The organism is Sporosarcina sp. FSL K6-6792 (assembly GCF_038004885.1).
Lineage (GTDB): Bacteria > Bacillota > Bacilli > Bacillales_A > Planococcaceae > Sporosarcina > Sporosarcina psychrophila.
The window spans coordinates 1,486,741-1,507,545 of record NZ_JBBOSA010000001.1 but is presented as its reverse complement, the minus strand read 5'-3'; the positions used below and the strand labels follow the sequence as shown (position 1 = coordinate 1,507,545).

The 20,805-nt window shown below is 41.4% G+C and carries 16 protein-coding genes and 1 riboswitch; of the genes, 10 read left to right on the top strand and 6 right to left on the bottom strand.

Annotated features, from left to right (window positions below):
• The first annotated feature begins 12 nt into the window (after nucleotides 1-12).
• From MKZ26_RS07150 to MKZ26_RS07135, 4 genes are all read left to right on the top strand, one after another.
• Entirely contained in the window at nucleotides 13-1,785 is a 1,773-nt protein-coding gene (locus tag MKZ26_RS07150) for a sigma 54-interacting transcriptional regulator (protein ID WP_340765368.1), read from the top strand.
• A gap of 144 nt (nucleotides 1,786-1,929) precedes the next feature.
• A complete protein-coding gene (locus MKZ26_RS07145; protein ID WP_445683404.1) occupies nucleotides 1,930-3,657 on the top strand; it encodes an acyl-CoA dehydrogenase family protein in 1,728 nt (575 codons plus the stop codon).
• A 16-nt stretch (nucleotides 3,658-3,673) separates the two neighbouring features.
• Entirely contained in the window at nucleotides 3,674-4,576 is a 903-nt protein-coding gene (locus MKZ26_RS07140; protein ID WP_187047260.1) for an NAD(P)-dependent oxidoreductase, read from the top strand.
• Nucleotides 4,577-6,037 (top strand): CoA-acylating methylmalonate-semialdehyde dehydrogenase, encoded by a 1,461-nt coding sequence (locus MKZ26_RS07135; protein ID WP_340765364.1) that lies wholly within the window; start codon nucleotides 4,577-4,579, stop codon nucleotides 6,035-6,037.
• Nucleotides 6,038-6,091: 54 nt separating this feature from the next.
• Here the strand turns inward: MKZ26_RS07135 and MKZ26_RS07130 are convergent, their stop codons facing one another.
• Both MKZ26_RS07130 and MKZ26_RS07125 read right to left on the bottom strand, forming a co-directional pair.
• Complete coding sequence (locus MKZ26_RS07130; protein ID WP_340765362.1) at nucleotides 6,092-7,126, bottom strand: enoyl-CoA hydratase/isomerase family protein; 1,035 nt, start codon at nucleotides 7,124-7,126, stop codon at nucleotides 6,092-6,094.
• Nucleotides 7,127-7,141: 15 nt separating this feature from the next.
• Nucleotides 7,142-7,927, bottom strand: coding sequence for an enoyl-CoA hydratase-related protein (locus MKZ26_RS07125; protein ID WP_340765360.1), 786 nt, complete (start codon nucleotides 7,925-7,927; stop codon nucleotides 7,142-7,144).
• 522 nt (nucleotides 7,928-8,449) lie between these two features.
• On the opposite strand from MKZ26_RS07125, the gene MKZ26_RS07120 reads away from it, so the two are divergent.
• Genes MKZ26_RS07120 through MKZ26_RS07110 form a run of 3 tightly spaced genes read left to right on the top strand, consistent with a single transcriptional unit; the run spans nucleotide 8,450 to nucleotide 11,013 of the window.
• A complete protein-coding gene (locus MKZ26_RS07120; protein ID WP_067207414.1) occupies nucleotides 8,450-9,190 on the top strand; it encodes a metal ABC transporter ATP-binding protein in 741 nt (246 codons plus the stop codon).
• Nucleotides 9,190-10,047: a metal ABC transporter permease gene (locus MKZ26_RS07115; RefSeq protein WP_340767613.1), complete on the top strand. Its 858-nt coding sequence runs from the start codon at nucleotides 9,190-9,192 to the stop codon at nucleotides 10,045-10,047. The genes MKZ26_RS07120 and MKZ26_RS07115 overlap by 1 nt, the downstream gene beginning before the upstream one ends.
• A 33-nt stretch (nucleotides 10,048-10,080) precedes the next feature.
• Nucleotides 10,081-11,013 carry a metal ABC transporter substrate-binding protein gene (locus MKZ26_RS07110; protein ID WP_340765358.1) on the top strand — a complete coding sequence of 311 codons (933 nt, stop codon included), beginning with the start codon at nucleotides 10,081-10,083 and terminating at the stop codon, nucleotides 11,011-11,013.
• A 166-nt stretch (nucleotides 11,014-11,179) separates the two neighbouring features.
• Here the strand turns inward: MKZ26_RS07110 and MKZ26_RS07105 are convergent, their stop codons facing one another.
• Genes MKZ26_RS07105 through tenA form a run of 4 tightly spaced genes read right to left on the bottom strand, consistent with a single transcriptional unit; the run spans nucleotide 11,180 to nucleotide 14,319 of the window.
• Entirely contained in the window at nucleotides 11,180-12,157 is a 978-nt protein-coding gene (locus MKZ26_RS07105) for an ABC transporter substrate-binding protein (RefSeq protein WP_340765356.1), read from the bottom strand.
• Nucleotides 12,154-12,894 carry an ABC transporter permease gene (locus tag MKZ26_RS07100; RefSeq protein ID WP_340765352.1) on the bottom strand — a complete coding sequence of 247 codons (741 nt, stop codon included), beginning with the start codon at nucleotides 12,892-12,894 and terminating at the stop codon, nucleotides 12,154-12,156. The genes MKZ26_RS07105 and MKZ26_RS07100 overlap by 4 nt, the downstream gene beginning before the upstream one ends.
• Nucleotides 12,891-13,640 carry an ABC transporter ATP-binding protein gene (locus tag MKZ26_RS07095; protein WP_340765351.1) on the bottom strand — a complete coding sequence of 250 codons (750 nt, stop codon included), beginning with the start codon at nucleotides 13,638-13,640 and terminating at the stop codon, nucleotides 12,891-12,893. The genes MKZ26_RS07100 and MKZ26_RS07095 overlap by 4 nt, the downstream gene beginning before the upstream one ends.
• Nucleotides 13,627-14,319 (bottom strand): thiaminase II, encoded by a 693-nt coding sequence (tenA, locus tag MKZ26_RS07090; RefSeq protein WP_067207426.1) that lies wholly within the window; start codon nucleotides 14,317-14,319, stop codon nucleotides 13,627-13,629. Before tenA ends, MKZ26_RS07095 begins: the two co-directional genes overlap by 14 nt.
• A 107-nt stretch (nucleotides 14,320-14,426) precedes the next feature.
• Nucleotides 14,427-14,530, bottom strand: a riboswitch (TPP riboswitch).
• 150 nt (nucleotides 14,531-14,680) lie between these two features.
• Here tenA and MKZ26_RS07085 point away from each other — a divergent pair.
• The 3 genes from MKZ26_RS07085 to brnQ all read left to right on the top strand — a co-directional run bounded on the left by MKZ26_RS07085 (nucleotide 14,681) and on the right by brnQ (nucleotide 20,502).
• On the top strand, nucleotides 14,681-15,838 hold the full coding sequence (locus MKZ26_RS07085; RefSeq protein ID WP_340765349.1) for an exonuclease SbcCD subunit D: 1,158 nt from the start codon (nucleotides 14,681-14,683) through the stop codon (nucleotides 15,836-15,838).
• Nucleotides 15,835-18,912, top strand: a complete 3,078-nt coding sequence (locus tag MKZ26_RS07080; RefSeq protein WP_340765348.1) for an SMC family ATPase — start codon at nucleotides 15,835-15,837, stop codon at nucleotides 18,910-18,912. The genes MKZ26_RS07085 and MKZ26_RS07080 overlap by 4 nt, the downstream gene beginning before the upstream one ends.
• A 234-nt stretch (nucleotides 18,913-19,146) precedes the next feature.
• Nucleotides 19,147-20,502, top strand: a complete 1,356-nt coding sequence (gene brnQ, locus MKZ26_RS07075; RefSeq protein WP_340765345.1) for a branched-chain amino acid transport system II carrier protein — start codon at nucleotides 19,147-19,149, stop codon at nucleotides 20,500-20,502.
• Nucleotides 20,503-20,805: the final 303 nt, after the last annotated feature.

Here is a 20,805-nt window from a genome sequence, read left to right as displayed (position 1 = left end):
GGATGATGAGAAATGGTAAAAGAAGATTATTATAAGGTTAAAGAATGGATGAGCGAATATCCGCAAGTGTTGACAAAGGACCATGAAATCGGAGAAACATTACGTTTGCTCTCCGAAGGACATTGTTCGGAACTGCCAGTTGTGGATCATGAACGACTAATCGGAGTCGTCACAATAGGGGATTGTCTTGCTACTATTAAGAGTGGGATAGGTTGGAATGAACCGATTAACTCTATTATTAGTGCAGTCTTCCAATCGGTGAATGAAGATTTCCCAGTGAAGCAATTGGATGGATGTCCAACCTATGTCGTATGTGAGAAGACAGGCATGCTCCAAGGAGTAATCACACAAATAGAACTGCTGAAGATTAATCAAGCCCTTTTTCAACGACTTGAAAAATCAAAGGAGACAATCGAGTGGTATACACTATGTTTTGATACGGCTTATGAAGGATTGACGATTGTAGATGAAGCGGGTGTGATTCAATTGTTCAATGAAAACTATAGCCGCTATGTTGGCGTGACTAAGGAGGAGGCTATTGGCCTTCCAGTAGAAAATGTTATTGAGAATACAAGGATACCAATTGTCCTTAGAACGGGTATCCCTGAGCGTAATCAAATCCATTGGCTGCAGGGGCAAAAAATGGTTGTTCACCGAATGCCGATTTGGAAAAATGGTCGTATTGTTGGGGCCGTCGGTATGCTTATTTATGAAGGCGTTTCTGAAGTCCAGCAAATTATCACTCAAATAGATTTGTTAGAGCAACGAAAAGGGAGTGAAACGTCGATTGAGGTGGGCAAAGTTGCTGCACAGAAACGGTTCACTTTTGAAGATATTCTCGGAGAGAGTCCCGCGATATCTAATACAAAGAAGCTTGCAAGAAAGGCAGCACAGTCTAAGGCTCCCGTTTTGATCACTGGGGAAAGTGGTGTTGGAAAAGAGCAATTTGCAAGGGCGATACATGATACGGGTAAGATGAGCAGTGGACGTTTTATCAGTGTTAATTGTGCAGCGATTCCCGAGAACTTAATCGAATCAGAGCTATTTGGCTATATGGAAGGTGCGTTTACAGGTGCGAAAAAAGGAGGGAAACCAGGGAAATTTGAGCTTGCTCACATGGGGACAATTTTCTTGGATGAAATTGGTGACATGCCCCTTGCGACACAGGTGAAAATTCTTAGGGTGATTCAGGAAAAAGAGGTGGAACGGATTGGTGGAACTGAACCGATCCAGGTCCAGTTCCGGATTATTACAGCTACAAATAAAAACCTTGAAAAAATGGTGAGGGAAGGCGAGTTTAGAGAAGATTTATATTATCGGCTTCACGTGATCCCCTTGAATATTCCTCCACTTAGGGAGCGGAAAAGTGATATCCCACTGATTATTTCTGCACAGCTACCCACTCTTTGTCAAATGTACGATAGTGAGGGGAAAACGATTGATAAGGAAGTCATGCAACTATTCTTTCGATATCATTGGCCAGGGAATGTACGCGAGTTAATTAATGTATTGGAAAGATTATTTGCTTTGACAAGCGAATCCCATATTAAAATGAGTGATTTGCCAAACGAATTTTTTCGAATAGAAAAGAAACAAGAATATATGACTATTTCCTCGTCGTTAAGCGATAGAAATGAAGTAAGACAACTTGTGCATGAGGAAGAAGAGAAGAATATCATTGAAAAAGTATTAAGAGAAGTAAGCGGGAACAAGTCGGAAGCGGCTAAACGTCTCGGCATTACAAGAGCAACTCTTTATAATAAACTATCTCGTTATCAGTTATAACTGCAAACTGCTAACTAGAAGCGTCAACTTGTCTAGTCACTTAGACAGTTGGCGCTTTCCATTGCTTAGAAACATCTGTGTTCCGTCCGATATTTTATTGGCATGCAACTTGCAATATATAACATTGAATGGAGGGAATGAGAAATGGAGCAGATACAACACTTAATCTCAGATACTAATTTAACAAATAGTAGTATGACTTATTCCTATTTTACACCCGAAGATTTTACAGACGACTATGAAATGATTGCTAAAACAACCAAACAATTTCTGAAACTGGACGTGAAGCCTCAACTTGAAAAAGGTTTGTCGATAGAAAATCAAGATGTTCGCGTACTTTTTGAAAAAGCTGGGGATATCGGTCTTCTTGGTATTGAAGTCCCGGAAGCCTATGGTGGTTTTGAGTTAGGGAAAATGGTTGCAGGTCTCGTTGCAGAGATAATGGGTGCGGCCGGTTCATTTAGCGTTTCGTTTAATATTCATGTTGGTGTTGGTACATTGCCATATGTCTATTTTGGTACAGAAGCCCAAAAGGAAAAGTACTTACCGAAATTGACAAGTGGGGAATGGATTGGTGCTTACGCCTTGACAGAGTCGAATGCAGGGTCGGATGCTTTGAATTCGAAAACAACTGCCGTCTTGAACAAAGAAGGGACGGATTGGATATTGAATGGCGAAAAGCAATGGATAACGAATGCCCATCTCGCTGATTGTTACGTAGTGTTTGGAAAAATAGCCGAAGGTATGACTGCATTTATCGTAGAGCGAACATTTGAAGGTGTGTCAGTTGGACCCGAGGAAAAAAAGATGGGGATTAACGGTTCTTCTACTGCTACTCTTATTTTGGAAGACGTCAAAATACCTGTTGGAAACGTCCTGGGGGAAATTGGGAAAGGGCATCATATTGCTTTGAATATTTTAAATATGGCTCGTTTGAAACTTGCATTTGCCAATATCGGAACGGCAAAGCATGCATTACATCTATCAGTAGCTTATGCGAAAGAGCGAAAGCAATTCAGCAAAGCATTGATTGGCTTCACGATGATCCAAGAAAAGGTAGCCAATATGGCAGTACGAATCTTCGGTGCAGAAAGTGCGGCATACCGAACAGCGGGGGAAATGGATGAAGCGCTTCAATCTGTTGATTCGGTAGAGGAGTTAGTAAGAATTGTCGCTGACTTCATGATTGATTGTGCAATAAATAAAGTGAATAGTTCAGAAGCCCTTGATTATATTGTTGACGAGGCAGTGCAAATTCACGGGGGATATGGTTATATGCAGGAATATGAAGTAGAAAATTTATATCGCGATGCCCGAATCAATCGAATTTTCGAAGGGACAAATGAAATTAATCGTCTTGCAATTGCTAAAGGTGTACTGAAAAAAATCGAAAAGGGGCAACTATGGTCTGCAAAAAACGAAGTGGACAATCGGACGCATGCTTTGACGCGGCATTACGGCTACTTAGTAAAGGCGAAACAACTTATCGGAATTGTCGTGAAAGCGCTTGCTGGACCTTTAGGGAAATCAATTGAAGAGGAACAAGAGTATTTAGGATTACTAGCCAGTATGAATGAAAGGCTATTCATCATGGAATCTGCTTTGCTAAGGACTGAGAAGGCGCTAATTAAAAATGGGGAATCCGAGGAAAAAAGGAAGATGCTCATGTCCGATGTCATTTGTGAAGAGGGGTATCGAAGTATTCAAACAGCAGCTATTTCGTTTGTATCAAGTGCTCTACCCGATGAGGAAAGTCGTGGGCTTATGCTGATGGAAATTCAAGCAATCTCAGCTCCGCTTTACAGTAATATGTTTATCAAGAAGAGAGAAATTGTTCAAGGAATAATAGAAAGCGCTCGATATAACGTCTAAAATATGGGGGGACTCGATGATGAAAATTGGCATGATCGGCTTAGGGAATATGGGAATGCCCATGGCGAAAAACTTACTGGAATCCGGATTCACTGTTTATGGAAATGACCGAAGTGAATTAGCTGAAACTGTATTTCAGCAAGCGGGCGGAATAATTGGTCTTTCTGCAATACAAATGGCAGGACGTTGCGCTATTATTTTGACGAGTTTACCATCAACAGCCGCGGTGGAATCAGTTTATTTAGGAGAAGCAGGGTTGATTCACCAAAGCGATGAAAATATTCTTTTGATTGATACGAGCACTGTTTCGCCGGAAGTGAATCGCCGCATAAGCGAGGAAGCACAAGCGAAAGGAGTTGCTTATTTAGCCGCACCAGTCAGTGGGGGTGTGATAGGTGCGGAAAATCGGACATTGACATTTATGGTTGGTGGCCGAGCGGTGGACTATGAGCGTTCATTACCAATTATTTCAGTACTAGGCGAAAATTTGTTTCATGTGAATGAGCGAATTGACAGTGGTACAATTGCAAAATTGATAAATAATCTGCTCATCGGTTTCTATACCGCAGGGGTGAGTGAAGCGTTGGCATTAGCAAATGAAAATAACATGGACATGAACAAGCTTTTTGATATGTTAAATGTTAGCTATGGACAGAGTCGAATATATGAACGGAACTTTAAATCATTTATCGAAAATGAGGAGTATGAACCGGGATTTGCGCTGAAGTTATTACGAAAAGATATGGGATTCGCATTGCAATTGGCAGAGAGTAATCAGTTGCATCTCCCAATCAGCCAAGCCCTTTTTGCAGTTTATGAAGAAGCGGAACATGCGGGATTAGCGGAAGAGGATATGTCAGCTTTGTATAAAAGAATTGGACATCAAAAAATAGCATTTACAATAGGGGGATTGAAATAAATGACTACAACAACTATAAAGCAAATGAAAAATTGGATTAACGGTGAATGGGTGGACTCATCTGGTACTGAAACGGAAACAGTTTCGAATCCAGCAACAGGTGAAACAATTGCTTATGTACCATTATCTACAAAGAAAGACGTCGATGCTGCAGTGGAAGTGGCAAAACAAGCTTTTCTATCGTGGGCCGATATACCAGTTCCGAACCGTGCGCGTCTTCTGTTTACTTACTTGCAAAAGTTGGAGGAGCATAAAGAGGAGTTAGCACAGATTATTACGATGGAAAGCGGAAAAACATTGACAGATGCAAGAGGGGAAGTGCAAAGAGGGATAGAGGTAGTGGAACTTGCTACGTCAGCGCCTAGCATGATGATGGGAGAGGCTCTACCAAATATGGCTACCGGTATTGACGGATCTGTCTGGCGCTACCCGATTGGAGTTGTCGCAGGGATCACTCCATTTAATTTCCCGATGATGGTGCCCCTCTGGATGTTTCCACTGGCGATTGCTTGCGGGAATACATTTGTGCTTAAAGCATCTGAAAGAACGCCCGTTTTAGCGGGACATCTTGTTGAATTATTTCACGAATCCGGTTTCCCTAAAGGTGTCCTAAGTTTGGTGCATGGGGGAAAAGAAGTGGTGAACGGTTTACTGGAACACCCAGATGTCAAAGCAATTTCTTTCGTTGGATCAGAACCGGTTGCAAAACATGTGTATGAAACGGGTACGAAATACGGTAAACGTGTTCAGGCGCTTGCTGGTGCAAAGAACCATGCGGTTGTCATGGCGGACTGTCATCTCGAAAAAACAGTTCAAGGAGTTATTGGTGCAGCGTTCGGCAGTAGCGGTGAGCGTTGTATGGCTTGTTCGGTCGTTGCAGTTGTTGATGAAGTTGCAGATGATTTTATGGAGCTACTTGTTGCAAAAACGCGTGAATTATCAGTAGGAGATGGGCGTTATGAAGAGAATTTTGTCGGTCCTCTTATTCGCAAATCGCATAAAGAACGCGTGCTTAGTTATATAGAGAGTGGTATAGCTGAAGGGGCTTCGCTGATTGTCGATGGCCGAGAAATAGATAGTCAACTGGCAGAAGGAAATTATCTCGGAGCGACTATTTTTGATAACGTGAACAATGAAATGAAAATCTGGCAGGAAGAACTCTTTGCTCCAGTGTTAAGCATTGTGCGTGTGAAGGATTTAGAAGAGGGAATTGCGCTGACAAATCAATCGAAGTTTGCCAATGGAGCGGTCATTTATACGGGAAGTGGTAAAAGCGCTCAAACGTTTCGTGAAAAAATTGATGCGGGTATGATTGGAGTAAATGTGAATGTACCTGCACCAATGGCATTCTTCTCTTTTGCCGGTAACAAATCTTCATTCTATGGAGATCTCGGCACAAATGGGAAAGACGGGGTACAGTTTTATACGCGTAAAAAAGTTGTAACGGAGCGTTGGTTCTAAGAAAAGAATTGAAAAAAGCCGAATTCCTTTTTGGGGGGATTCGGCTTTCTCTAATTAGTCGGCTATGAAAAAGCCATTGACCATTTCATTCGAAACAGATGAAATGTGTGGGTACTTGTAGCAGGGTGCTAAATCTTTATCAATCAAGACAGAGCGAACTCCTTCGAAAAAGTCTTCGTGTTTCATGAAGTTCATTGCAAGAATAAGATCTGTGGCAAGGCATTCTTCTAATGTTTTTTGTTCGCCGTCAATTAACTGCTTTAGTGTCACTTTTAATGATACAGGTGATTTCGTACGCATTGTTTCTATGGTTTCTTTCGCGAATGAAGTATCATTTTTCCCTAAGGCATCGAAGAGGGATTCTATCGTCGTCTGAGAGAAATGGTCGTCTATGTCTTTTTGCAAAGATACTAATTTGCCATCATCCGGTGCGGTTGATGTGTATTTTGCAAGCAATGTGTTAATGGTTGTCTGCTCCCATTTCATTCTCTCCAATTCATCGATGAAAAGCAGGAGTTTTTCGTAAGACATAAAATGATCTGCTCCATTTATATACAGTACATCTGCAGCTTTTAATTGTGTAGCCGTCAATGCTAAATATCTCCCGATGAATCCCGGAGCCTTATTTAAAAAATAGGCGGCACCTACATCTGGGAAAAAACCAATTGTCATTTCTGGCATTGCCCAAATGGTACGCTCGGTAACGATTTTAATAGAAGCACCATAAGTTAAACCTACGCCGCCTCCCATGACAATACCATCTAAACAAGCAATGATTGGTTTAGGGAATTGGGCAATGGATAAATCTGTTTGATATTCTTCTGTGAAAAAGTCGTTTGCTTTTTGGAGACCATTTTCACTATTTTTCGCTTCATATAATGTTTTTATATCTCCGCCGGCACATAAGCCTTTTGTTCCTGCACCTCTGATTATGACAGCTTTGACACGTTCATTTGTCTTCCAATCTGTTAATTTTTCCCTGATTGCTTGTACCATCGCGAAGGACAGTGAGTTTAAAGCTTTCGGCCGATTGAGTAAAATTGTAGCAACTCCATTGTCGCTTATTGAAAAAAGGACTTCTTCTGTCATTGTTCACAACCCCTTTTACGTATGTTTAAATAGCGGTTTTCTTTTTTCAATAAATGCGTGTACACCTTCCTTGGCATCGTCTGTTAAAAACAGTTCAGCAAAATTGTTACGTTCCCGTTCTAGCCCATTTACTAAGGATTCATTTGCTCCCTGTATGATACATTCTACAGCTCGCGTGATGCTGGTCATACTCTTACCGTCTACAAATGCTTTGGCAATCGTTTTAGCAGTTGGCAAAAGATCTTCTGGGGAAACGACTAATTGGATAAGTCCAGCTTCCTTTGCCTCGTCACCGTTAAGTTGTTTACTTGTTAAAATTAGTTCCAATGCAATGGCTGTACTGGTTATCCTGCTCAATCTTTGCGTTCCGCCGAACGTAGGGATAAGCCCAAGTTGAAGCTCGGGTAATCCCAGTTTGGCTGCAGATACGGCAATCCGGTAATGGCAGCTCATAGCCAATTCCAATCCTCCACCAAGACAAGCACCATTAATGGCTGCGATAACGGGTTTTTTCATCGATTCTATTTCGTGGCAAATTGCTTGTCCCGCTGTGGCCATTGCCAATCCTTTCTGGTCGTCACCCAGTGCGTCAATGAATTCTTTAATATCAGCACCGGCAACAAAGAAGCGACCTGCACCAGTTAAAATAATCGCTTTCAACTTATCATCATTGGCAAGACTTTTAAAAACCTCTCTTAGTTCGGCAATGCATGCTGTTGACATTGTATTGGCTGGTGCATGGTCTATTTCCACGATTGCAATGTCATCTTCAATCAGTAGATTTGTGAAATTTCTCGACATGAATTCTCCACTCCTTTATTAACTATATATGTTGACATAAAGAATCCTCTCAACAACGCTCGGCACCCTTATGAGGCGCCTTCGCTGGTGATTATATAGAATCATTAGTTCAATATATATATTAGTTATGCAATTATCATGCCAGTCTAAAGAGTGTGTAGTAGGAATGTTTAATTAATATGGAACTGTAAAACTGTCTAGACAGTTTTACAGTTCTTCATCAGATGAAAGTTTTCGTAGTCGGGAGATTTTCATCGGTTGAAGCCTGTGAACTGAAATCTAATCAGGGAATCTACGGATGCTGTTGGTATGGCTTTCTAGGGGTTATTTTTCAAAAAAATATTTTTTTCTTTACTTTTGGTTTTAGATGTTCTACTATGAAGTTAGTAAAGTTTCCTGAGGGAAACAATAATGTAATTCATTTTTTTGTCTATAAAGTTTCCCTAGGGCAAAAAAAATTTGGATTTAAAGTTTCCCTTGGGAAACTCCGGCATATAAATAGATATATGGAGGTGTGTAAATATGAAAGATGCAATTGTAGTTTCGAATTTGCATGTGTCGTATTTCGGAAAAGAAGTGCTACATGATATAGAGTTCACGATATCAAGTGGGAAATCAGTTGGAATCATTGGACCGAATGGAGCAGGGAAGTCCACTTTGCTTAAAGTGTTACTAAATTTGATTTCAAAAGATAAAGGGGATATTACAATCCTTGGTTCCACGCTGAAAGAGGTCCGTAAACGAATTGCTTACGTTCCGCAGCGTAGTACAATCGATTGGGATTTCCCGATTACAGTCAAAGATACAGTTCTTATTGGTACGTATCCGACAGTTGGATTATTAAAAAGGCCAGGGCGAAAGGAAAGGGCATTGGCTCTGAAGTGCCTTGAAAAGGTTGATATGATCGAGTTTCAGGATCGGCAAATTGGAGAATTATCTGGCGGTCAGCAGCAGCGTGTTTTCCTGGCTAGAGCACTTGCTCAGCAGGCAGATTTATTTTTACTCGATGAACCATTTGTTGGAATTGATGCAACGAGTGAAGAGATGATTGTGAAGATTTTAAAAGAGTTGCGCGATGAAGGAAAAACAATCATCGTCGTCCATCATGATTTGAACAAGGCGGAAAAGTATTTTGATGAACTGTTGTTGTTAAACAAGGAGTTAATTGCGAAGGGCAGTGTGAAAGAAGTGTTTACGCCTCAAATGATTTCAAAAGCATACGGCGGACAATTATCGTTTTTAGATGGGGTGATGGCGAAATGATGCATTTCATCGAGGCAGTTATGCAATATGGTTTTCTGCAAAAAGCGCTTATTACATCGGTGATGGTTGGTATCATTAGTGGCGTCATTGGTTGTTTTATTATTTTAAGAGGAATGGCCCTGATGGGGGATGCGATATCTCATGCTGTATTACCAGGTGTCGCAATTTCTTTCATGCTAGGTATCAATTTCTTTATCGGAGCGGTGATAACGGGTATTTTAACAGCTATCGGTATAGGATTCATCAACCAGAACAGTCGTGTGAAAAATGATTCTGCGATTGGCATCATGTTTACTGCTGCATTTGCCGCTGGGATTATCCTTATCACATTTATGAAGAGTAGTACAGATTTGTATCACATCCTGTTTGGGAATGTGTTGGCGGTCAGACCTTCTGATATGTGGATGACACTAATAGTTGGTATTTTCGTGTTGGTAAGTGTGTTTATATTTTATAAAGAGTTGCTTGTCAGTTCGTTTGACCCGATTATGGCTCAAGCATATGGGCTTCCGACTAAGATGATCCATTACTTTTTAATGGTTCTATTAACACTTGTTACGGTCGCATCGTTACAGACAGTGGGCATCATATTAGTCGTTGCGATGCTTATTACACCCGCTTCGACAGCTTATTTATTAACTGACCGGCTCTCTGTCATGATAGTCATTTCGGCTACATGTGGAACGATTTCGGCGATAATTGGTTTGTATTTGAGCTTTACGTACAATCTTGCATCTGGCGCAACAATCGTACTCGTCGCAACCGCTTTATTTTTCTTAGCATTTATATTCTCACCGAAACAAGGTTTATTGTGGAGAGCTATTCGAACAAATAAACAAAAATCAGCCGTTTTATAAAAGGTAATTCAAAATAGAAGGGGAAGATTGTGAATGAAAAAAAGTATGCTATTGTTTGCGCTGGTTGTTGTTGGAGTCTTGTTGTCGGCATGTAACCAAGGGGCGACTGCTCCAAAAGAGAAGGGTGAAAAACTGCAAGTCGTTGCGACGTATTCGATTGTCTACGATATTGTGAAAAATGTCGGGGGAGATTTGGTCGATGTTCACAGCCTTGCACCGATTGGATCAGATCCTCACCAATATGATCCACTTCCGGCAGATGTCGCTTTGACGACAGATGCAGATGTTGTTTTTTATAACGGGCTAAATTTAGAAGAAGGAAATGCATGGTTTACTAAATTGATGGAAACCGCTGGAAAAGCGGGGGAGGATGCGCCGGTATTTCGTGTAAGTGAAGGGGTTGAACCGATGCTCCTCAGTTCGAAGGACCATTTAGGGGAAGAAGATCCCCATGCTTGGCTCGATGTGCGCAATGGCATCAAGTATGTAGAAAACGTGCGTAAATCCCTGAAGAAAATTGATCCAGAAAATGCAGATCGATATGATGAAAACGCGGACGCATATATTACTGAACTCAAAGCACTTCATGAAGAAATCGTGGAGAAAATGAACAAAATCCCAGAAGAACGCCGGGTGCTCGTGACGAGTGAAGGTGCGTTCAAATACTTCTCCGAAGCGTATGATTTTAATGCAGCCTACATTTGGGAAATCAATTCACACCATGAAGGAACACCTGAACAGCTGACAACTATCATTGCAACCATCAACGAGGAAAAGGTTCAAGCGTTATTTTTAGAAACAAGTATCGATCCACGTAGCATGGAGATGGTATCAAGGGAGACGAATGTGCCGATTAAAGGGAAAATCTTTACGGACTCTCTAGGGAAACCTGGTGATGACGGCGATACGTATGTGAAAATGCTTAGATGGAACGCAGACATGATTTATAGTGGTTTGAATCAATAACAAAATGATGAAGCAGCCAGGACTTTTTACTTCAAAAGTCCTGGCTGCTTTTTGGTGGAAATAGTTGTGTCGGTGATAACCTAATCCATGGCGGTGATAACCTCGTTTGAGTCGGTGATAACACCCTCCATAACGGTGATAAACTCAGTATAAGCTTGTTTTTTTGTTAGTCCATATTAATGAAAATCCCATCAAGATTTGCTTCGTTTTTCAATAATCCGGTTTCTGTCATCCAATCGGCAGTTGCTTGCCATGCCTGTTCCTCCTGCTCACCAAACGTACCAGGTGCTGTCATTTTCGGAAGAAGAATCGAAAGTGACTCTCTTTCAACAACCTCGACGAGTGGGAAATTCGCTTCATCCTGGTATTCTAGCAAGATAGACAGCGCTTCTTCAGGATCATTCTCCATATCATCAAAGGCTCTTCCGGCAGCGCGCCAAAATGCTTCGATGTTCTTTTGATCTTTCTTCCAGGTATCGTCACTTGTCACAACAATAAGTTCATAAAACGAAGGTATTTCGAAGTCTGTCGGGTCAATATAGCCTGTTGGAAATCCTTCATATTCAAGTAGCGGTACTTCATGATTAATATATGCCCCGATAACAGCGTCTGCTTTTTTTGAAATCAATGCAGAATTTAATTCAAACCCCACATCGACCATGTTTACTTTACCGTAGTCTGCACCATCTGCTTTCATCATTGTTTCTAGTATTGCTTCGTTCAAAGGGATTCCTGAATAGCCTACAGTTTTTCCTTCTAGATCTTTTGGTGACTCGATACCACTTTCTTTTAAAAATGCTACGTGATTCAATGGCGAACGAACGAGAACGCCGACGGATTTAATGCCGATATTTTGTTCGGATTTCGCGATGATGACATCGGGCTGATAAGTGATGCCCATAGTCACTTTTCCTGCTGCTGCAAGGTTAATAGGGTCTGTCGGACTTGCGGGGAACTTGATATCCAGTTCAATGCCTTCATCTTTGAAATAACCTTTTTCCTCCGCAACATAAAGGAAGCTATGTACAGCATTAGGATACCAATCAAGCATGATACTTACCTTTTCTGTTTTTTCATTAGCATTGCACGCGCTGAGCAATAGGATTAGCGCAAGACTTGTAAGTGATAATGTGATTTTCTTCAATTTTTAATCCTCCATTTTAACGTTCGATTTTCAATAATGGTCACGCAGATGAATAGACCGATTCCGACGGCACTCAGTACAAAAATGGGTGCGAAAACAGCTGCACCATCGAACTGCGTCATCATACGCCTACTGAAGTAACCAAGGCCTGCCTGCGCCCCTAACCATTCTCCGATTGCAGCGCCAATTACACTTAGTGTCACAGCGACTTTCATTCCAGAAAAGAAATGAGGGAGGGCAGTTGGTACGGAATATTTATAGAAAATATCCTTTTTTGAAGCACCCATCGTCAAAAAGAGTTCCTGTATATCTTTTTTTCTTGACGATAAACCATCGAATGTATTCACAGTTATCGGGAAAAATGTGATGAGCACAGTAACGGCAACTTTGCTCCAAATTGTGTAACCAAACCACAGTACAAAAATAGGTGCAAGGGCAATAATAGGAACCATTTGAGATGCAATGAGAATTGGATAGAGTGCTTTTCGTATGCCTGGACGGGAAGACATTAGCACTGCAATGGCTGTTCCTGAAATAATCGAAATGGCTAGGCCGATAATAATCGTCATCAAAGTAACCGGCAGATGTTTCAACAATAATACTTCCTTCAGTTCCCAAAAACGTATAAAAATTTGAATAGGGGAAGGTAGAATGAACGCTTTACCGTAAAGGCGTGCACCCAACTCCCAGATACTTAGAAATCCTGCAATAATAACTAAGGATGCCGTATTTTTCACAGTGTTACCTCACTTCTAAGCTTGCCGATAAGCAGTTCTTTTAGCTCGAGCATTTCAGCGCGATGTAAATCGTTTCTTAGTCGAGGTCTTTCAAGAGGTACTTCGATTTCCACAAATGAAGTGACAGGTTTGTTTTGCAACAGAAAAATACGGTCTGACAGAAACAGTGCTTCCTCTACGTCATGTGTGATGAAAAGGACAGTTGATTTGCGCTTTTCCCACAGATTGATGAGCCACTCTTGCATAGCCAGTCGGGTGATGGAGTCGAGTGCTGAAAATGGTTCATCCAACAATAGTAGGGAATTGCCAGAAAGAACAGCGCGTAAGAAAGCGACGCGCTGCTTCATTCCACCCGAAAGCTCTCCTGGATAGTTATCCTCTGTTCCACCAAGACCGAACTCTTGTAATAATGGTTGTACTTGTTCCTTGGCGGCCTTCTTATCTAATCCGGCTACTTCAAGCGGAAGACATGCATTTTCTAAAATGGTTCGCCAAGGCAGTAACAGATCTTGTTGTGGCATATAGCCAATCTTTCCGAGGCGCTGACTATTTGGATTTCCTTCAAGAGAAATGGTACCCCTTGAGGGTTCATCTAACCCGGTTACAAGACGAAAAATCGTACTTTTACCGGAACCGCTAACACCAATTATCGAAATAAACTCACCGGGAAGAATGTTGAATGACAGATTATCGAGTATGCTGTTGCCTGATTGGTACGTGAATGAAACACCGTCAAACGATAGCATTTATCATTTCAACTCCAGGCCACATTTGTTTTGTATTTGCCATATCCCAAAACATATATTCATAACGAGTTGTATTGAGGAAGATTTCCTCGAGCTTTAACAGTTCATGCTCCGGTTTTCCTTCTGCTGACTTGTTCATTAAATCAATACACCAGCCCGCAAGTTCCTTGAATTCATCCGAAGAATACATCTGAATCCAATCGCCATATAACGAGTGATCGGCAGCACCTGGAATAGCATTTAGCTCCTTACCGATCTCCCAGTAACTCCATGCGCAAGGAAGCAGAGCAGCCATCACTTCCGCAACGGTTCCATTTTGACAGACGTGTAACATGTAGTGCGTATAGGCAAGAACAATTGGTGACGGCTTAGCGTTTTCAAGTTCCTGTTCAGAAATGCCGAACCGTAGTGCGTAGCTTCGATGCAGGGCCATTTCCTTGTTCAGCGTCCCATCGAGTAGTGTCGCGAATTTGCCCATCGTTTCCAAGTCGTCGGCTTTTACAGCCCCAATCGCAAACAGTTTTGCATAATCAATCAAATACAAGTAATCCTGTACCATATAAAACCTGAATTTATCCGGATCAAGCGTCCCATCGCCAATTCCTTGTACGAACGGATGGCTATGATTCTGTCTCCAGATTGGTAACGTCTTTTCTAACAAACGGTCAGTGAACTTCATGATATCAACACTCCCTTTGTATTCTTGAAAACCAAAAAACCCACTCCTTGAAGAAGAAGTGGGTTGTAGACAATCAAAAGTATCCCGGAAAATAGACCGGCAGAATTATTGTGTCAGCACCTCTTCCTTACGCTGGTATTAACCAGTTCAAGTTATAAGGGTCAAGGCACATGCCTCTCTCAGCTCTGTTAGAGCACCCCTAGCGGTGGATCATATGAAATTGGACTCATCCCCATTATAAGCATATTAAAAATAGAAGGTCAACCTTAACTTTGTGAAAAGTTAGAAAGGAATGTATGTTTCCTTTTACGAGAATTATCCTGTAAAGTAGAAAGAAAAAGTATTGAAGGGGGAAATGAATTTGAAATTTTTCCATACAGCGGACTGGCATTTAGGCAAGCTCGTTCAAGGTATATATATGACAGATGGACAGCGTTATGTACTTGATCAATTTGTAGAGGCAGTCGAAGAAGAGAAGCCAGATGCGGTCATTATCGCAGGCGATTTGTATGACCGTGCGGTGCCACCTACAGAAGCGATTGCACTACTTGACGAAGTGCTTGGAAAAATCACTATGGAACTTGGAATACCTGTCCTTGCGATTGGAGGAAACCATGATAGCCCGGGACGCCTCCATTTTGGAAGCGGATTGATGCGAGTAAATGGCTACCATATTGCAGGTCAGATGACGAAAGTAATCGAACCGGTCGTTTTGTCAGATGACTACGGTGAGGTTCATTTCCATCTCGTACCATTTGCGGATCCTTCTGTTGTAAAACATTTGCACGAAGATGAAACGATTGTGAACCATAACGATGCGATGAAGAAAGTGACGGCAACTATCCGTGAACAAATGGTGGAGGGGGTCCGACATGTATTTGTTGGACATGCTTTTGTGACACCTCACGGAGAAAGTGAAAATAACACGAGTGACTCCGAACGACCGTTGGCAATTGGTGGAGCAGAATATGTGTCGGCGCATCTTTTTGAAGGATTTAATTATACTGCACTTGGCCACCTACATCAGGCGCATTATGTGTTAAATGAAACAGTGCGGTTTGCGGGTTCGCCAATGAAATATTCGATTTCAGAAGAACATCATAATAAAGGGTTTCTAATTATCGAACTTGATGCTGCAGGGCAGGTATCTGTTGAGAAACGGGAGTTGAAGCCTAAGCATGATATGCGGACGGTTGTAGGGACGATGGAAGATATTTTGTTGCACCCAGTAAGTGAGGATTATGTTTTTGTAAAATTGCTAGATGAGACACCGGTTTTATTCCCGATGGAAAAAGTACGGTCAGTCTATCCGAACGCGATGCATGTTGAGCGTAAAGTGCTCATGCTGACCGCAAATACGGTTGATGAGCAACGTATGGAACATGGGAAGCATGATGATTTAGCACTCTTTAAAGCATTTTACGAAGAGATGAAAGGAGAAGCGGCAGACGTAGAAACGGAGACCCTCTTTTCAGAAGTGCTCCATGAAGTTATGCACAAGGAGGGAACTGAGCTGTGAGACCAATTCAATTAATGATGACGGCATTTGGACCATATAAAGGGACGGAAACAGTCGATTTCAGGGAATTGAAAGACAATCGACTCTTCGTTATTTCGGGAGCTACTGGTGCGGGGAAAACGACAATATTTGATGGGATTTGTTTTGCGTTATATGGCCAGGCGAGCGGAGAAGATCGAACGGATAATCGTGCGATGCGAAGCGACTTCGCAGACGACGCAGTTCAAACGACCGTTGAGTTGACGTTTGACATTCATAATCGAACGTACCGTATCATGCGGCAAATACCGTATGTCAAACAGGGGAACAAGTCAGAAACGTCTGCGCGCTGCGAGTTCTATGAACTGACAGAAGACGGGGAGGTACCACTTGTCGACAGGCAGATTGTATCTGAAATTAACAAGAAGGTAGAAGAACTAATCGGCTTTACACAAGCACAATTCAGTCAGATTGTTATGCTACCGCAAGGAGAGTTCCGAAAGTTTCTAACGTCTGATACAGAAAATAAAGAAACAATCATGCGGAAAATATTCAAAACAGATAAGTACCGTGAAATTGTGGAGCAGCTAAAAGGGAAGAAAGACAACGCACAAGCGACTCTGATGAAAGAGATGCAACAGAGCGAGGGGCATATTGGACAAATAGCGACCTTACTGCCCGAGCGTGAGTCATCGGTCTTTACTGTTCTTGCGAATGAACATTACAATGTGAATCAAGTCGTTCAAGGATTAGAAGAAGAATTTGCGTTTTATCAAGACAAGACGGTTGTTGTTAAAAAGAGTTACGATGAAGTTTATGCAAAGCATACAAAAATGCAAGAAATGTACCACGCCGCGAAAAGTATGAATGAACGTTTTATTGAACTACGTCAAAAAGAATTATCGTTAAATAAGTTAACGGAACAGTTGCCGATTGTGGAACAAAAAGAACAACAAATAGCCGACGCAGAGCGAGCTGTTTCAATCGGTGAACTTGAGATGCAATTACTCAAATTGAAAGAAGAAACTGCCACGAAAGCAGGTAATCTTAAGAATGCGAAGGAAGCAGTCCAGATAGCAGCAGAAAAAATGGAACTTGCTGGAGAGCGTTTTCGAGTGGAAGAAGCAAGGAAAACGGACCGTGAAAAGCTGACGGAAAGTTTGATACGACTAAAAGATTTCCTTCCGGCTGTTTCAAGTTTGGCATCGAAGGAAACTGCTCTTGATGTGATGAAAAAAGAAAACAATCATTTGGAAAAAGAACTTGGAAAAACCGTTAGAATGACAGATGAAGAAACGAAGAACTTGGAAAAAGTGAAAGTAGAAATCGAGATGTATGAAATGGGACAAGTTCAGTACGATGAACGTATCGATCAACTAAATGAAACGATTGAAAAGTGCAAACTACTGGATGAATTCATTGCGATTCGAAATCGGATACACGTATTGGAACAAGGAAAGAATGATCACGAGGCGCGTTATGAGAAAAGTAAATCGGAATACGATGCAGTAGAACAACTTTGGCTAAATAACCAAGCAGCTATGTTGGCTGAGTCTTTAAAAGACGGGGAATCCTGCCCCGTATGTGGGAGTGAACATCATCCCGCTAAATCGCATAAAACAATTGAAGTAACCATTTCAAGGGAAAAGCTGGAAGTGGAGAAAGAACGGCTGAAAGAAGTCGAGGGGCAATTCCGAACCGCGGCTATTACCTACCAAAATACAATCGAGCAGTTAACTGATAAAGAAAATGAAATGAAGCGTTTAGCTATAGAAAAGGATAATAATAATTTACATGAGGTAAAACAGAAGCTAGAAGCGGAAGTGGCTAAGCTTCGCGCGGATCGAAAATTGCTAGTTAATCTGAAAGTGGAATTGAAAAAGAAAGAAGTAATTGCAGCGCAAATCGTGGCGCAGAAAACTGAAATGGAACGTGCATTGTTTCAACAACAATCGTCCTATGATACACAACTAGCCCTGTTTAACATGACATTACAAACGATACCCGAAGATGTACGGGTACTAGCCACGCTTCAGGAGCGGATTGCTGAAACTGAAAAGAAAAAAGAAGAATTAGATTACGCTTGGGAAGTAGTCCAGAAAGTGCGTGAGGAAACGAGCGAGAAGCTGGGGGCGGCGAAAGTAGCAGAAATTCATGCTGGGGAAACCTTGGAAGAAGTTGTAGGGAAGAGGGGCCAGGCGGAGAGTAGATTCAAAAAAGCTTTAGAAGAATCGGCATTCCCAACAGAACAGGCTTATCGTGAGGCGAAAATGCAAGAAGTTGACCGCATTTTGTTGAAAGAAAAAGTGGCGGTATTCAAACAACAACTTCATAGTTTACGCGATGCAGTAGGGGAGTTACGGGTACTGCTTGAAGGGAAAGAAGTGGTGGATTTGAGCGATTTGGCAACGAAAGTGGCCAAATTGAAAACTGATTATGAAGCCGCTCTTACTGACTATAATGCTTCTTCAGAATATGAAAAAAACGCATTCAGTTTGAAGGAGAAACTTGTACAGTCATCCGTAACAGTGATTGAACTTGAACGAATATATGGGAGAATCACAGACCTTTACGATATCGTAAGAGGACAGAACGGTTTGAAGTTGTCATTCGAACGCTATATTCAAATCGAATACTTGGAACGCATTATCCAATCGGCGAATGAACGTTTGAAAGAAATGTCGAACGGGCAGTTTGTTTTAATCCGCAGTGACCGTCAGGAAGTACGAGGGAGACAAAGTGGACTGGGTCTCGATGTATATGATGCTTATACAGGGCAAACACGTGACGTGAAGACATTGTCAGGTGGCGAAAAGTTCAATGCCTCTCTCTGTCTAGCACTTGGTATGGCAGATGTCATTCAAAGTTTCCAAGGTTCGGTGTCAATTGATACGATGTTTATTGACGAAGGATTCGGGTCGCTTGATGAAGAGTCGTTGAACAAAGCAATTGACACATTAATTGATCTGCAAAAATCAGGTCGTATGATTGGCGTCATTTCTCACGTTGAAGAACTGAAAGCTGCATTCCCTGCGATTCTCGAAGTGAAAAAAGCAAAAGAAGGCCATAGTCACACGAAGTTTACTATTAAATGAGTTACTCTTATGTTCGTTTGCATGTTCGATCATGCAAACGGACAATTATTATATCGAAAATAGTATCATGATTTGTTTATTGTAAAATTATCAGAAAAATCAATGTTTTATTATTCTTTTTAACATAATAAATTGCCATTATTATATTGCATTTTGTAAAGGAAAAGAGTATTATTAATTCAGCGATATATTGCATACGTGTAATGTTGTTTACATCAAGGGGGAACTGAAGTTATGCAAAAGAAGTTATCATTTTCATCGTATCTTGCCATTGGCTTGATGCTATTCGCACTATTTTTTGGAGCAGGAAATCTTATTTTCCCAGCACAACTTGGGCAATATGCTGGAACGAACATGTGGCTAGCTGTTCTTGGGTTTTTAATTACTGGAGTAGGGCTTCCATTTCTTGGTATCTTAGCAATGGGCTTCTCGGGGAGCCAAAATTTACAGCAACTTGCAAGCCGGATTCATCCAGTTTATGCAGTTGTCTTCACATCACTTTTATACTTAACAATTGGTCCATTATTCGCCGCACCACGTACAGGTGCAGTCGCATTTGATATTGGAATCTCTCCGTTTATTAGTGCGGAATATATGCAGATTGCTACAATTATCTTTACTTTATTGTTCTTTGGTCTTACATTGTGGTTATCATTAAATCCCGCGAAAATCGTTGACCGTGTAGGTAAAATCCTTTCACCAGCACTCATCGTACTTTTGTTCGCTTTGTTGGTTATGGTTATTGTAAAACCAATGGGTGTAATTCAGTCACCGCAAGGCGATTATACAAGTGGAGCGTTAATAAAAGGTGTTATGGAAGGTTATAACACAATGGATGCACTCGCCTCACTGGTCTTCGGTATTATCGTCATTAACGCAATCCGCTCGATGGGTGTGACGAATAAACGTGAAATTCTAATGGCGACAGCAAAAGCAGGTGCGATTGCGACTACATTCCTTGCGATTATCTATGTAGGAATTGCTTACTTAGGGGCGACGAGCACAGAGTTATTTGGACTCTTTGATACGGGCGGACCTGTATTAAGCGGTGCATCATCTCATTATTTGGGGACATTTGGATTGGTTATGCTCGCTGTAGTAATCCTACTCGCATGTTTGACTACGAGTATCGGACTGATTACAGCATGTGGTGAATATTTCAATACAATTATGCCGAAAATTAGCTACAAAGTTTTCGTTATTTTCTTCTCAACATTCTGTTTCGTTATCGCGAATTTTGGATTGGCGAATATCATTACGTATTCGATTCCGGTATTGATGTTCTTGTATCCGTTGTCAGTCGTTTTAATGATTCTGACATTCCTGTCACCGCTATTCAACCATGCCCGTGTAGTGTATGTATCAGCAACAGTCGTTGCATTTATGATTAGTATTATTGATGGATTTAAAACACTTTGTAAATCACTTGAGATAGAGTATTTTGATTGGTTAGCCCCAATTATATCCTTTTATGATCGTGTACTTCCTTTCTATGAGGAAGGGCTTGGTTGGCTTTTACCGGTACTCGTTGTCATACTAATAACCGGAATAGCCGCACGCATTCGGAAAAAACCTACAGTAGAATTATAATAAAAAGCCGGTTCCTCACTGAGGAACCGGCTTTTTATTATAATTTGACGCGTCTGTTGATTAACTATTTATTGTCATAAAATACTGGTGAGTAGGGCTTGGGAAAATCCATTTTCACCGGATCATTTCCGGTTCGCTTTCGGCGAATTATTCATGACATATTTACCGAGGGGCAAGTGTGGCTAGAAATGTCATTGTCATTTCTAGCCACACTTTTCGGGAGGAATTGCAGTTCATTCCATCCTAGGTAATTCTGTTACGAATAGTTGCCTGTCGCATTCCTACACATCAAGACCTCTCGGT

Excerpts from the sequence above, each read along its gene's own strand:
- MKZ26_RS07150 (WP_340765368.1), top strand. The coding sequence starts at position 13 with ATGGTAAAAGAAGATTATTATAAGGTTAAAGAATGGATGAGCGAATAT.
- MKZ26_RS07145 (WP_445683404.1), top strand. The coding sequence starts at position 1,930 with ATGGAGCAGATACAACACTTAATCTCAGATACTAATTTAACAAATAGT.
- MKZ26_RS07140 (WP_187047260.1), top strand. The coding sequence starts at position 3,674 with ATGATGAAAATTGGCATGATCGGCTTAGGGAATATGGGAATGCCCATG.
- MKZ26_RS07135 (WP_340765364.1), top strand. The coding sequence starts at position 4,577 with ATGACTACAACAACTATAAAGCAAATGAAAAATTGGATTAACGGTGAA.
- MKZ26_RS07130 (WP_340765362.1), bottom strand. The coding sequence starts at position 7,126 with ATGACAGAAGAAGTCCTTTTTTCAATAAGCGACAATGGAGTTGCTACA.
- MKZ26_RS07125 (WP_340765360.1), bottom strand. The coding sequence starts at position 7,927 with ATGTCGAGAAATTTCACAAATCTACTGATTGAAGATGACATTGCAATC.
- MKZ26_RS07120 (WP_067207414.1), top strand. The coding sequence starts at position 8,450 with ATGAAAGATGCAATTGTAGTTTCGAATTTGCATGTGTCGTATTTCGGA.
- MKZ26_RS07115 (WP_340767613.1), top strand. The coding sequence starts at position 9,190 with ATGCATTTCATCGAGGCAGTTATGCAATATGGTTTTCTGCAAAAAGCG.
- MKZ26_RS07110 (WP_340765358.1), top strand. The coding sequence starts at position 10,081 with ATGAAAAAAAGTATGCTATTGTTTGCGCTGGTTGTTGTTGGAGTCTTG.
- MKZ26_RS07095 (WP_340765351.1), bottom strand. The coding sequence starts at position 13,640 with ATGCTATCGTTTGACGGTGTTTCATTCACGTACCAATCAGGCAACAGC.
- tenA (WP_067207426.1), bottom strand. The coding sequence starts at position 14,319 with ATGAAGTTCACTGACCGTTTGTTAGAAAAGACGTTACCAATCTGGAGA.
- brnQ (WP_340765345.1), top strand. The coding sequence starts at position 19,147 with ATGCAAAAGAAGTTATCATTTTCATCGTATCTTGCCATTGGCTTGATG.